Here is a 15,069-nt window from a genome sequence, read left to right on the forward strand (position 1 = left end):
ATTTTCTTTCAATGAAATTTCATAAATATTTCAAAATAATAAAAAGGCCTTGCTCTTTCGAGCAAAGCCTTTTCATTTCAGAACTAAAATCGTTAGTTCATCGCTAAATGAATGCGATTTTGTATATTTTATTCTTCACGTTTTTTACGTTTTACAACCAAACCTAGACCTACAAGACCAAGCGCAGCACCAAGTGCGGCAACTCCAGATTTAGATTGTTCACCAGTATTTGGCAACTCAGGACCTTTAGGTTTTTCTGGAGTTGGTGGTGTTACCGGTGTTGGTGGTGTTACCGGTGTTGGCGGCGTTGGTGGTGTTGGCGGCGTTGGTGGTGTTGGTGGTGTTGGCGGTGTTGGTGGTGTTGGCGGCGTTGGCGGCGTTGGTGGTGTTGGCGGCGTTGGTGGTGTTGGCGGCGTTGGTGGTGTTGGCGGCGTTGGTGGTGTTGGTGGTGTTGGCGGCGTTGGTGGTGTTGGTGGTGTTGGCGGTGTTGGTGGTGTTGGCGGTGTTGGCGGTGTTGGCGGTGTTGGCGGTGTTGGCGGTGTTACCTTGTTGTTAAACTCAGTATCTTCAGGCATTTGTGAAGTAAGGGTTAACACTTTACCATCCTTAGTTACAGTAACTCCAACAGTCACTACCATCTTGTCATACTCAACTCCAGCCTCTGTACCTTTCACTTCTTCTACATGATAGATATGAGTGCCTTCTTGACCACGTTTGAACTCAAGAGCTGAGAACTTGATCTTACCTTCTGCATCGTTGCTTACAGTTTCAATTACGTTGCCATCTTTGTCTTTCAATACGAAGCTGAATTCTCCAGCTTTCAACGCACGACCTTCCAATTTCTTCGTGAAGTTGAATTCAACTTTTACTGGGATATTAACAACACGTTTTTCAGTTGGTTTTTCTGGTTTTTCAACTGATTTCTTAGTTGGATCATATTGGTGAACAATTTGAGAAGCTGTATTTTCAATATCTACACCTTCCTTAGCAGTGTCCTTGATATGTGCAAGAATATCAAACTTATAGTAACGACCAAACGCTAGCTTAGTAGTATCAATTACTTGTGTATCTTCCGCATCTCCAAGAGACTTAGTCAAGTCAGCCTTAGATGTAGCAGTAATGACACCATCTTCAACCTTGATATCGAACTTGTCAGTCACATCAGCTCCAGTTACTGAATCGTAAGCCTTAATTTCAGATACATTAACATCCAAGTTTTCGTTGTCATATTTATCTGTAATTCCTACAGATTGAATATTGTGACCTTCTTTGAATTTAGTTGTATCCAACCATACTTGGTAAACAACCTTATCACCTTTATGGAGTGTTTGAGTATTGATATTTTGTGCTTCATTGTTATCAACTTTATCCGCATATGGATCTTTGTTGGTATCAGCTACTTTATCAGTCAACTCTTTATCATCATCCAGAAGTTTAGTTCCAGTAATATCAAATTTTTCTTCATTAAGGATGTATTTTTCTGGGTTAAACTCAGGAGTTTCTGGTGGAGTCACACGGTTGTTAAATTCTTTATCCGCAGGTTCTGTCACGTTTGTGATCAAGGCTTTCGCAGTACCGTCATGAGATACTGTTACAGTTACTTCTGCTTTCATTGTATCGTATGATACAGTTGCGTCTGTACCCTTAACCTCTGTTACAGTGTACTTGTAAGTACCTTCTTGACCCTTCTTGTATTTAAGGGCAGTAACAGTTTCACCAGCTTTATTAGTGTAATCTACTGGAGCAAACTTGATCTTGCCAGCCGCATCGTTGGTTGCAGTCGCAATCACAACATTGTCGCTGTCTTTCAACTCGAATGTGAATTCGTTAGCTTTCAGTTCACGACCTTCCAATTTCTTAGTGAAGTTAAATTCTACTGAGATTGGAACACTGTTGACACGTTTTTCAGTTGGTTTGTTTGGTTTTTCAACAGTCTTGCTTACTGGGTTGTAGTAGTTAACGACTTGTGCTGCCTTGTTTTCAATATCTGCACCAGCTACGACATCGTCTTTCACTGTTGCTGGGATATCGAACTTGTAGTAACGTCCGAATTCGAATTTAGTTGTATCGATCACTTGTGTGTTTTCAGCGTCGCCAAGTGACTTCGTGAAGCCATCTTTCAGGTTAGCTGTCAGAACACCATTGTTATCAGAGATATCGAATTTCGTCGTAACGTCTGCACCAGTAACGGAATCGTAAACCTTGATATCTGAAGCATTAACAGTCAATTTATCCTTGTCGTAGTTATCTGTGATTCCTACTGTTTGGATATTGTCTTTGTTGTTTGCGTCAAATTTAGTTGTATCCAACCATACTTGATAGTAAAGTTTTTGACCACGTTCAACTGGTTTCGTATTCAAATTTTCATCTTCGTTGTTGTTAGTTGTATCCACATATGGGTTTGTATTTGTTTCACCATATTTATCTGTCAACTCAGAATCGTCATCAGCGAGCTTAGTACCTGTAATATCGAATTTCGCTTTAGAAACAACGTATTTCTCTGGTTGGAACTTAGGCTCTTCTGGAGGGCGAACTGTGTTATTAAATTCTTTATCGGCAATATCTCCGACCTTAGCAACTAAAGCTTTAGCTGTACCATCATGAGAAACAGTGACTGTTACAACAGCCTTCATATTGTCATACGTAACGGTTGAGTCTGTACCAGCAACTTCTACTACTTTGTAACGGTAAACACCGAGATCATTGTTTGTGTATTTAAGGCTAGTGAATTTAATCTTACCATCCTTATCATTAGTTGCTGTTTCAAGAACATTGAATTCATCATCGTCTAACAATTGGAAAGTAAACTCATTCGCTTTCAATTGACGACCTGCAAGAGCTTTCTTGAAGTCAAGTTCAATTTGAATTGGGACGTTGTTTACACGTTTTTCAGTTGGTTTGCTTGGTTTTTCAACTTTTTTAGTCGTTGGGTTGTAGTAGTTTACTACTTGAGCCGCACTATTCTCGATGTCTACACCACCAGGAACATCAGCTTTCACTGTTGTTGGGATATCGAACTTGTAATAACGTCCGAATTCGAATTTAGTTGTATCGATCACTTGTGTGTTTTCTGCGTCACCAAGTGACTTCGTGAAGCCATCTTTAAGGGTTGTAGTAATCACACCATCGTTTACAGCGATATCGAATTTATCAGTTACTTCTGCACCTGTTACAGAGTCGTAGGCTTTGATGTCAGCTGCATTAAGATTTAATTTAGCTTCATCATAGTTATCTGAGATACCAACTGTTTGGATGTTGTCCTTGTTAGCGGCATCAAATTTAGTTGTATCCAACCATACTTGGTAAACTAATGTAGAACCACGTTCAACAGTCTTAGTATTTAAGTTTTCCACTTCATTATTGATGGTATTATCCGCGTATGGATTCGCGTTTGTTTCACCATATTTATCTGTCAACTCAGAATCGTCATCAATGAGCTTATCACCAGTGATATCGTATTTCTCTTTAGAAACAACGTATTTCTCTGGTTGGAACTTAGGTTCTTCTGGAGGAGTAACTGTATTGTTGAACTCTTTATCAGCAGCATCTGTTACGTTGGCAACAATTGCCTTTGCTGTACCATCATGTGATACAACTACTTTAACAGTAGCAACCATTGTGTCATAATTGACAGTTGCATCTGCACCAGGAGTTTCTTCTACTGTGTAGTTGTATGTCTTACCAAGATCATCGCGACCGAACTCGAGAGTCTTGAAGACAACATTACCAGCAGCATCATTCTTCACGCGTTCAACTTCAACGCCGTCTTTCTTCAATACGAATTCGAATTCGTTAGCTTGAAGTTCACGACCATCCAAACGTTTAGTGAAGTTCATTTCCACTGGAACTGGAACGCTGTTGACACGTTTTTGTGTTGGTTTTTCAGGTTTTTCAACTGTCTTGCTTACTGGGTTGTAAACGTGAACTGTTTGGTTGGCTGTATTTTCAATATCAGCACCAGCTTTAACAGATTCTTTCACAGTTGCTGGAATATCAAATTTATAGTAACGTCCAAATTCGAACTCAGTTGTGTCGATAACAGGAGCATGCACTTTATCTTTGATAAATTCATCTTTTGAAGTTGCAGTAATCGTACCATTTTCAACTTTGATGTCGAATTTATTGGTTACTTCTGCACCAGTTACTGAATCATATGCTTTGATATCCGCTGCATTGACGTCCAATTTATCAGCGTCGTATGTATCAGATACACCAACGTATTGGATGTTATTCGCTTCAGTGAATTTAGTAGTATCAAGCCATACTTGGTAAACTAATTTAGAACCACGTTTAACTGTCTTGGTATTCAAGTTTTCAGGTTCGTTGTTAGTGGTCTTGTCTACATATGGATCTGCATTTGTTTCAGTGTATTCATTTGCCAACTCATCGTCGTCGTTCATCAACTTGTTGCCAGTAATATCATATTTCTCTTTAGAAACGACAAATTTTTCTGGTTGGAATTCAGGTGTTGCTGGAGGAGTGACTTTGTTGTTGAATTCAGTATCTTCTTGAGTGTCAGTTGATTCCCCAGCAGCATTCTTACCACCTGTTGAAGCAATATCTGTAACAGTTGTTAAGGTATGGCCATTTTTAGCAACTTTTACACGGACAAATGCTTTCATGGTATCGTATGTCATACCAAATTCTTTATCTGCATCAGCTGGGATAACTTCCTCAACAGAGTATGAGTGGGTACCAATTTTAGTATTGTCATATGACAATTCAGTAAAGGTCACATTTCCTTCTTCATCATTCTTAACTGTTTCAATAACATTACCATCTTGATCTTTGAGAACAAAGCTGAATTCACCAGCTTTTAACTTACGACCGGCTAATTTTTTAGTAAAGTCAAATCTTGTAACAACTGGAGCAACAACATAGTTATTGAAGATTTTATCATCATTACTTGCGCTAAATCCACCTTCTGAACTGTATTTAACTGTAGCTTCCAAGTCACCCTGAGTGTTCTCAGTTACATTGACAGTCATGGTAACTGTCATCGAATCGTAATCTACATTTGCATCAGAACCCTTTTGTTCAGTGATCTTGTATTTGTATGTACCAGCTTTAGTAAATGTAAGCTTGCTGAATGTCGCTTTGCCGTCCTTGTTAGTAACAGTTTCTTCGTGTTTATCAGGACTGCTCTTCTCTTCTGTTAACTTGAATGTGAACTCGCCGTCTGTCAAGACACGTCCGTCCAATTGTTTTTCAACTTCCGGAGTCACTTCAACTGGATTTTGTTTGACGTAGTAATAAATTGGTTGTTTGTATGGTGTTAATGAGTTGAGCAAGTCAACGTTTGTACCGATTCCATTAACTCCACGTTCCAATTGAGCATTTGGAGAAAGGTGACCAATCTTATCTCCCAAGAATGGTACGAATACAGTTTTCTTAGGTGTGTATCCTGCTGCTGTTTGGAAATCAAATGGAAGTTCTTTACCATTTGGATATTCTGTTTTTGCTCCAGTTCTTGGATCTGTTACTGTGTGCGCAATAGTTGTAAGAGGTGATTTCTTAACTACTAAATCTTCTTTATTGTAATCACCTGGTTTAATCGGTTTTGTTTCTGCAAGCAACATGTAACCGTCTGTACTTAATGAACCATCAGAACGTTTGCTTTGTTGTTTTGGATCTAGAAGATAAACACGAACAACTACAGTTCCATCTTCACCTACGATTTCTTTAATCCGTTTGATCCCTGCACGCTCAGCGTCCATGAATTTAGTTCCAACTTTGTAAGGACGACTTACATAACCTGATTGGTCATTTGCATCAGCTGTTTGATACAATTTATAGCCATCAAATTGACGCTCACCAGATGCTGTGAAGTTTTGACCTTCCATAGCTTTAAGAGTATATCTAGCTAGGTCTACTTCATTACCATTTGGCACATAATCTTGAACAGTTTTATCAGTCTTATTTGCGTTGAATGTCGCATTGTTTTTATCAACTACTCTATAGTAAGTTGTTTTATTAATTGCTTCTGGGATTTTAGCGTTTGAGTCGGTGATTGTACGACCATTATAAGCTGGTTCAACAACGTTTAAAATATCTGTTGTCGTACGAGCGTTATAAACCTCAGTATAAAGAGCTTGTTCAGCAGGTGTAAGGTTATGACCTGGTGCGACTAAATCTGTGATGCTCTTTCCAACTTCATAACCATTTTGAATAAATGGCTGAGTTGTTTTACCTCTTTCAGCAGTACCAGCTTGATAATCTACTTGGAACGTTAATTGACTATTAGACGCTGTTGTAGTAGTTGTGAATTTTTGAACACCACTTGTAGCTGTAACTGTTTTTGTTTCTACGACATTACCAGTTGTTTTATCAATCAATTCAACTGTTGTATCTGTAGATTCATCAAATCTCTTATAAGCACGTGCATAGTATTTTGTACCATAACGATTATTGAATTCAGTTAAATCCCAAACCGCATATGTATAGTAATCACCTTCTTTTCTTGCATAACCAGAAGGAACAGTTTGTGACTCAACCTTAGCTCCATTTGGGTTTGTGATATCAGGGTCAACAGTTTCACCGTCTTTTAGATATGTACTAACACTGACTGGGTTAGAGTTGTGGTCTCCAGAAACTGCATCTTCCGCTGTAGCACGACGGCTACGTACACGCGGTTTATCACCTTCTGAAACTGAAGGTTTTACCTCTGATGCTTTTTCGACCGGCTTAGCAGTTTCCTTATTGGCAACTTCAGTATTAGTTGAAGCAGGTTTTACCTCTGATGCTTTTTCTGAAGTAGTCGCTTCAGATTTAGCTTCTTCTACTTTAGACTCAGAAGTAGGTTTTGCTTCTTCTGCTTTATTTCCTTCAGCAATCTCAGCAGTTGCAACATTTGCTACAACATCTTGTTCCTTTTTAGAGGAATCCTCACTGCTGACATCCTTTTTCACCAACTCAGTTTTTTCTTCAGAAGCTGATTGTGTAGGAAGCTCAGAAGCTTGAACTGCACCACAATTAGCCATCAAAAAACTAAGAGTTGTCCCTAAAAATACAGATGCAACACCTACCTTATATTTTCTCAAAGAAAAACGTTGTTGTTCCTTTCTTATCATATGGATAAGTTCTCCTTTTATATATTTAACTAACAGAAAGTAATATTTCTACAAATCTTGTACCCTATGCACAATAATTGAAAGCTAGAATTTACCCACTTTAGCATTTCCATCATATCAAAAAATCAATATTAATTCAATTAATTATATACTCTGGAAAACACTTTCTTATGGATTTTAACAGTGTTTTTAGCTATCTATAATTTATAATATATATTTACATGTATGCATAAATCAGTCCTTATATACAAGATTTTTTTATTTAATAATCTTTTCATTTATTATATTTCTTTTTCTAAATATTTCAATTTGATTACATTTTAATGATTGTAAAAACCTTATCATTGTTTTCATAAATAAAAAAGATTCTCAAATGAGAATCTTCTTTTATTAAATCGCTTCTGTGACAAAACTTCTGCTTTCTAATACTTTTAGCATGGCATCTGCTGTATCCAAAGCTGTAAAGAGAGGCACCCCATGTTCGATGGCAGATCGACGGATTTGTTCTCCGTCTTCGTCGGCTGTCCGTTTGGTACCGACGGTATTGATAATGGCTTGAATTTTTCCTTTGCGGACGTAGCTTGGGATATCGTGTTCATCATGACCGATTTTACCAACAAGTTGAGTCTGTAATCCATGACTTGCAAAGAACTCCGCTGTTCCTGCAGTTGCAAGGATTCCGTAACCAATGTTTTGGAAACGACGAGCTAAATCTAAAGCTTCTTCTTTTGCATCATCAGCGATGGTAAAGACAACATTACCAAAAGTAGGCAAGTGAAGGTATGAAGCTTCAAAAGCTTTATAGAGCGCTTTTTCAAGAGTTGTATCAGAACCCATGACTTCCCCTGTCGATTTCATTTCAGGACCGAGAAGACTGTCTACCTTAGCTAGCTTGGTAAAGGAGAAGACTGGTGCCTTGATATGAACTCGTGTGCTTTCAGGGTAAAGTCCATCTTGGTAACCAAGTTCTTCGAGACTTTGACCAAGAATCAACTTAGTCGCTACCTGTGCCATAGGGATATTGGTTACTTTTGAAAGGAATGGTACGGTACGGCTGGCACGAGGGTTTACTTCAATGACGTATACTTTCTCATCCTTGATAACAAACTGAATGTTCATCATACCAAGACAGTTGAGGCCAATTGCCAGACGCTTAGTATAATCTGCAATCGTGTCTTGCACCTTTTGAGACAAGGTTTGTGGAGGGTAAACAGCCATTGAGTCACCTGAGTGGACACCAGCACGTTCGATATGTTCCATGATACCTGGAATGAGAACATTTTGTCCGTCTGAGATGGCATCAACTTCACATTCTTGTCCAACGATATAAGAGTCGACAAGAACTGGATGGTCTGGACTTGCCTTAACCGCAGTACGCATGTAAGAACGAAGATCATCTTCATTCTCTACAATTTCCATAGCACGTCCACCCAAGACATAGGATGGGCGAACGAGGACTGGGAAGCCAATCTTACGCGCTGCAAGCACCGCTTCTTCTTCATTGGTTGCAGTCTGGCCAGGTGGCTGTGGAATATCCAAGTCTTTGAGGGCTTGCTCAAAGAGGTCACGGTCTTCGGCACGGTCTAGGTCAGCAACTTGAGTACCAAGGATAGTTACACCAGCTTTTGCCAATGGCTCAGCAAGGTTGATAGCTGTTTGACCACCAAATTGAACGATAACACCTTTTGGTTGCTCTAAATCGATAACATTCATAACATCTTCGAACGTTAATGGTTCAAAGTAGAGTTTATCAGATACAGAGAAGTCTGTTGAAACTGTCTCTGGGTTTGAGTTCATGATGATAGCTTCATAGCCAGCAGCTTGAATCGCCTTAACTGAGTGAACAGTTGCGTAGTCAAACTCCACACCTTGACCGATACGGATTGGACCAGAACCAAGGACAAGTACAGATTCCTTATCTGACTTAATAGATTCATTTTCCCAACCATAAGTAGAATAGAAATATGGAGTTTCTGATTCAAATTCTGCCGCACAAGTATCCACCATCTTGTAAACTGGAACAATCTTGTTTTCCAAACGAAGTTGGCGAACTTGATCAGCTGTAGTTCCCCAAACTTCCGCGATTTTACGATCTGAGAAACCATTGAGTTTTGCTGTTTTCAAGACATCGACATCCTGAGGATGCGCGCCCAATTCTTGCTCAATTTCAAAGATATGCAAGAGTTTATCAAGATAGAAGATATCAATCTTAGTCAAATCTGCAATCTCTTCTGGTGTATAACCGCGACGAATGGCTTCAGATACGTAGAAAAGACGGTCATCTTGTGCTTTGACAACTTTTTCAGTCAAGGCATCATCTGAAACATTTGCAAGTTCAGGCATTTCATTGTGGTGCACCCCAATTTCAAGCGAACGACAAGCCTTAAGAAGTGATTCCTCGATGTTGCGACCGATGGCCATAACTTCTCCAGTTGCCTTCATCTGGGTACCGAGACGACGTTCACCCTTTTCAAACTTGTCAAATGGGAAGCGTGGAATCTTTGCAACCACATAGTCAAGGGCTGGCTCAAACATGGCATAAGTTGAACCTGTAACAGGATTAATAACCTCATCCAATGTCAATCCTACTGCAATCTTAGCAGCCAATTTAGCGATTGGGTAACCTGTCGCCTTAGAAGCAAGGGCAGAAGAACGAGATACACGAGGATTTACTTCGATGACATAGTACTTAAAGCTATGTGGATCAAGTGCCAACTGAACATTACATCCACCTTCAATCTTGAGAGCTCGGATAATGCTCAAGCTGGCGTCACGAAGCATTTGGTTTTCATAGTCTGACATGGTTTGCGCAGGGGCAAATACGATGGAGTCTCCTGTGTGAATCCCCACTGGGTCAAAGTTTTCCATGTTACAAACAACAAGGGCATTGTCAGCTGAGTCACGCATAACCTCGTACTCGATTTCCTTGAAACCGGCAATGGAACGTTCAATCAAACACTGGGTAACAGGTGACAACTTCAAACCATTTTCAGCAATTTCACGTAGTTCTTCCTCGTTGGCACACATACCACCGCCAGTACCACCAAGTGTGAAGGCTGGACGGACGATAACTGGATAACCAATTGTCGCTGCAAAGGCAACTGCTTCTTCTACTGTGTTAACAATTTCTGATTCAGGAATTGGTTGGTTCAGCTCTTCCATCAACTGTTTAAAGAGGTCACGGTCCTCCGCTTGATCGATGGCTGACAATTTAGTACCGAGAAGTTCTACTCCCAATTCATCAAGAATACCGTTTTTGGACAATTCCATTGCCATGTTAAGCCCTGTTTGACCTCCAAGAGTTGGAAGCAAAGCATCTGGACGTTCCTTGCGGAGAATACGAGTCACAAACTCAAGTGTAATCGGTTCGATGTAAACCTTGTCTGCAATCTCCTTATCCGTCATAATAGTCGCAGGGTTTGAGTTTACCAAGACAACCTCGTAACCCTCCTCTTTCAAAGACAAGCAGGCTTGGGTTCCAGCATAGTCAAACTCAGCAGCCTGACCAATAATAATCGGACCAGAACCAATCACCATAATTTTTTGAATATCAGTACGTTTAGGCATAGTTTATGATACAAAGCCCGTAAAGAACACAGTGAAAATAGGAAACTTGGTGCAGACGCCTTCAGCGTCAAGACAATGTTTATCTTTTTCACACAGTTCTTAGGGTGTGTTCACTTCCGCGAACAATGTATCTTCTCCTTTCTATTCGGCAACTCTCTGATTGCCATTAAATAAATTCTCCGACGATTTTTTAGCGAAACGATCATTTTCGGTAAAAAATCTAGTGCAGGGAGTTTTTAGTTCGCCTGATAGCAACTAAAAGAAACGACCTGCCTTTCTATTCGGCAACTCTCAGGTTGCCATTAAATAAATTCTCCGACGATTTCACACTCGTCATTAATTTGTTTGTTTGAAGGCTTCCATCATCTCGATGAATTCATCAAATAGATAACTTGCATCATGAGGACCAGGAGCTGCGTCTGGGTGAAATTGCACAGAGAAACCTGGTTGGTATCTGTGGCGTACCCCTTCAACTGACTTATCATTAATTTCTTCATGGGTGATAATCAAGTGATCTGGTAAATCCTCACGGCTAACGGCGTAGCCATGGTTTTGACTTGTGAAGTCCACGCGCCCAGTTGCAATTTCTCGAACTGCATGGTTAAAGCCACGGTGACCAAACTTCATCTTGTAAGTCTTTGCACCATTTGCCATTGCAAAGAGCTGGTGACCCATACAAATACCAAAGATCGGAATCTTACCAAGAATCCCACGAATCATATCAAGTGCTTCTGGTACATCTTCTGGATTTCCCGGACCATTTGACAACATAACTCCATCAGGATTCAAATGTAGGATTTCCTCAGCTGTAGTTGTGTATGGAACTACAGTCACGTTACAATCACGTTTTGAAAGTTCTCGTAAAATAGAATGCTTAAGGCCAAAGTCTACTAGAACAACACTCAAACCAACTCCTGGAGCTGGATAAGAAGTCTTGGTTGAAACTTGTCTGATATTATCAGTCGGTAAAACAGTCGCTTTAAGTTGATCAGCAACATGATCCATACTGTCTCCAGCGTGTGTCAAAGTTGCTCGCATGGTTCCATGTTTACGGATAATCTTTGTAAGCGCACGTGTATCAATTCCTGAAATACCAGGAATTTTCTTAGCTTTCAAGAACTCATCCAGCGTCATCTGGTTACGCCAGTTGCTAGCTCTACGTGCCTCTTCGAAAACTACAACTCCCTTACAAGTAGGGCTGATAGATTCGTAGTCATCACGGTTAATCCCATAATTCCCTACCAGTGGATAAGTGAAGGTCAAGATTTGTCCATTATAAGACTGGTCTGTAATGGATTCTTGATAGCCTGTCATCCCTGTATTAAAGACGATTTCCCCTGTTACATCAATATCTGCACCGAAGGCTTTACCTTCAAAAACTGTGCCATCTTCTAAAACTAGAAGTCGTTTTGTCATATTCTCACCTCTCGTGGACGCTCACTGGCGTCTTTTAACGTTTTGTGTCTTATTTGGCTTTTCTGCTTGCCAATACGGATTCTAAGATTGCCATTCGAACAAAGACTCCATTGGTCATTTGTTGGACAATACGTGATTTTGGAGCTTCAACCAAGTGGTCAGCAATTTCTACATCCCGATTTACTGGAGCAGGATGCATAATGATTGCTTCTTCTTTTAAGCGATTGTAGCGTTCTTGGTTCAAGCCATGTTGAGCATGATAGCCTTCTTTTGAAAAGACGGCTCCACTCTCGTGGCGTTCATGTTGGACTCGAAGCAACATCAGAACATCCACCTGGTCAACAATCTCATCAATGGTAACAAACTGGCCATAGTCAGCAAATTCTTGGCTTCTCCATTCCTCAGGTCCTGCAAAGTAAAGTTCAGCTCCCAAACGTTTCAAAATCTGCATATTGGATTTGGCAACACGTGAATGATCCAAGTCTCCAGCAATCGCGACCTTGAGTCCTTCAAAATGTCCGAATTCTTCGTAAATTGTCATTAAATCAAGCAGACTCTGACTAGGATGTTGCCCTGAACCGTCGCCACCGTTGATAATCGAAGTCGTGATCGTCGGACTCGCAATCAATTCTCTGTAGTAATCAACTTCAGGGTGACGAATAACGCAGACATCTACACCAAGCGCTGACAAAGTCAGGATGGTATCATAGAGTGTCTCACCCTTGTTGACTGAACTTGTCTTTACATCAAAGTCAAGTCGTTCCAATCCTAGTTTAATCTCTGCAACTTCGAACGATTTATGCGTTCTTGTCGAATTTTCAAAGAAAAGATTGGAAACAATGGGATGGTCTTCGTAAGGCAATTGAGCTCCATTCTTAAACTCAATCCCTCGATTAATCAATTTCATAACCTGATCCACAGTGAGATCTTCCATGGACACCACATGGTTGAGTGCTTGTTGATTTTCTGACATGGCTACTCCTTTAGCTATTAAGCTTCTTCAGTAATCAAAACTCTATCTTGGCCATCAAGTTCTGTCATCTCAACGATGATTTCTTCAGAACGACTGGTTGGAATATTTTTCCCAACGTAATCTGGTCGAATTGGCAATTCTCTGTGTCCACGGTCAACTAACACCGCAAGACTCACGCGCGCTGGGCGACCATGTCCGACAATGTTATCGATAGCAGCTCGAATTGTACGGCCTGTATAGAGCACATCATCCACCAAAATGACTTCGCGGTCTGTCACATCGACAGAAATCAATGAAGTATCCTCACCACTTTTAACATCGTCACGGAAAGGTTTAGTATCTAATTCTACAACAGGAACAGAGATATTTTCCAATTGTTCCAAACGTTCTTGGATACGGTGAGCAATAAAGACACCACGTGTTTTGATACCCGCTAAAATGATTTTATTCAAATCTTTGTTGCGTTCGATGATTTCATAAGTGATACGCGTAATTGCTCGCTTGACGGTTAATTCGTCTACAACTTCTTTTGTCTTCATGACAAACCTCCAAAAAGAAAAGTCTCCTTACACAAGGAGACTTGAGAATGTATAACTAAGCGAGCCTTACTGTAAACAGTATAGACTTACCCTTCTACTTAATCCAGCTCCTTGCCTGCCTCACGGGACAGGTTTAAAGGAATATTTTATTGTCCTTACTATATCACAAAGCCCAGTGCAAAGCAAGTAAAAACATTCAATACTTGGCCTTATAATGAACTAAAATCGTATAACTGTGGATAGTGTTCGCATTCTGGATTTTTGGGATGACAGATAGCACGACCAAAGTAAATCATGGCCTGATGCGCCGCCAACCACTTTTCTGGTGGCAAGACCTCCATCACACGTTTTTCAACTTCTAATGGTGTAGCTGATTTTTTAACAATATCATGGTGTTTACAAATGCGCTCCACATGGGTATCTACCGCAAAAGCTGGAATTCCAAAACCCACACTCATGACTACATTGGCTGTTTTACGCCCAACTCCTGCCAAACTTTCTAATTCTTCCCTGGTCTGAGGAACTTGACCGCCAAAATCATCCAGAAGTTGTTGGGCACATTTTTTGAGGAATTTTGCTTTGTTTCGATAAAGACCTAGACGAGAAATATGTTTTGCAATTTCACTCTCACTGGCATCTGCCATGGCTTGAGGCGTAGGGAACGCTGCAAAGAGACCTGGTGTGGCCTTGTTGACTGCAGCATCTGTCGTCTGAGCAGATAGCATAACGGCAACCAAAAGCTCAAAATGATTACGAAAATCTAGACTTGGTTTCGCATCTGGAAAAAGAGCAATGATTTCCTCTATGACATGACGGGCACGTTTTTTGGATAAAACCATCTACTCATCTCCGTCAAACAGCCCTTGCAAGCCTGCAAAAGGACTATTTTCTTCTTTCTTAACTGCTTGTTGAGCTTGGTACTCTTCCTCGGACATGATTTGCCAGTCATTTCCAGAAACAAATCCCTGACCAGCCTCTTCTTCTGCTGTTAAGACCTTTATTGGAATATTTAGCAAGATATTATCAGATACGCTCTCAGAAAGGTCGATTTCACCATTTTCAATCGGTAATACTAAGTCATCATCTAGAACTTCTTGGTCCAATTGATTGGTAGCACCTTCCATAAAGACTTCTGTCACTGGGTAAGACTCTTTCAATTCTACCGGCTCCATACTGCGGCTAGAAGCTAAAACGATTGTATAAGATAAGAGATAGTCCAAGAAAAACATACGGTCTTCGTACTGAACCTTCCCTACTGCTTGGATATCTTTTACATCTATAATTTCTTGATTACGAGCACGTAAGTCAGCTGACAAGTCTAAAGTTTGCTCAAAGTGCAAGCCTTCAGGCTGCTTACGAATTTCTTGAATATTTAATTTCATACTTCCTCCATAAAGATTTACTCACTTGATTATACCATGAAAAGAGCGCTAGCAAGGCAACTAAACTTTCAAAAAATCATTCTCTATTTTTTTGATATATTTATTATGACAATTTTATTTTT

At 40.2% G+C, this 15,069-nt stretch carries 7 protein-coding genes; all 7 read right to left on the reverse strand.

Annotated elements, in window-relative coordinates; genetic code table 11:
• Positions 1 to 128: 128 nt before the first annotated feature.
• The 7 genes from ACXYSN_RS03320 to ACXYSN_RS03350 all read right to left on the reverse strand — a co-directional run bounded on the left by ACXYSN_RS03320 (position 129) and on the right by ACXYSN_RS03350 (position 14,947).
• Positions 129 to 7,070, reverse strand: coding sequence for a Spy0128 family protein (locus ACXYSN_RS03320; RefSeq protein ID WP_458636145.1), 6,942 nt, complete (start codon positions 7,068 to 7,070; stop codon positions 129 to 131).
• Between the two features lie 390 nt (positions 7,071 to 7,460).
• Positions 7,461 to 10,637, reverse strand: a complete 3,177-nt coding sequence (gene carB / locus ACXYSN_RS03325) for a carbamoyl-phosphate synthase large subunit (RefSeq protein ID WP_458636146.1) — start codon at positions 10,635 to 10,637, stop codon at positions 7,461 to 7,463.
• Positions 10,638 to 10,973: 336 nt separating this feature from the next.
• Positions 10,974 to 12,053 (reverse strand): carbamoyl phosphate synthase small subunit, encoded by a 1,080-nt coding sequence (locus ACXYSN_RS03330; RefSeq protein ID WP_254733501.1) that lies wholly within the window; start codon positions 12,051 to 12,053, stop codon positions 10,974 to 10,976.
• Positions 12,054 to 12,102: 49 nt separating this feature from the next.
• Complete coding sequence (locus ACXYSN_RS03335) at positions 12,103 to 13,026, reverse strand: aspartate carbamoyltransferase catalytic subunit (RefSeq protein ID WP_458636147.1); 924 nt, start codon at positions 13,024 to 13,026, stop codon at positions 12,103 to 12,105.
• Between the two features lie 17 nt (positions 13,027 to 13,043).
• On the reverse strand, positions 13,044 to 13,565 hold the full coding sequence (gene pyrR / locus ACXYSN_RS03340; RefSeq protein ID WP_000850019.1) for a bifunctional pyr operon transcriptional regulator/uracil phosphoribosyltransferase PyrR: 522 nt from the start codon (positions 13,563 to 13,565) through the stop codon (positions 13,044 to 13,046).
• 209 nt (positions 13,566 to 13,774) lie between these two features.
• The gene (nth, locus tag ACXYSN_RS03345; RefSeq protein ID WP_458636148.1) at positions 13,775 to 14,404 is read right to left on the reverse strand and encodes an endonuclease III; all 630 of its coding nucleotides are present in this window, start codon (positions 14,402 to 14,404) and stop codon (positions 13,775 to 13,777) included.
• On the reverse strand, positions 14,405 to 14,947 hold the full coding sequence (locus ACXYSN_RS03350) for a YceD family protein (RefSeq protein WP_458636149.1): 543 nt from the start codon (positions 14,945 to 14,947) through the stop codon (positions 14,405 to 14,407). It lies immediately after the preceding gene.
• Positions 14,948 to 15,069: the final 122 nt, after the last annotated feature.

Source organism: Streptococcus sp. V869, assembly GCF_054353515.1.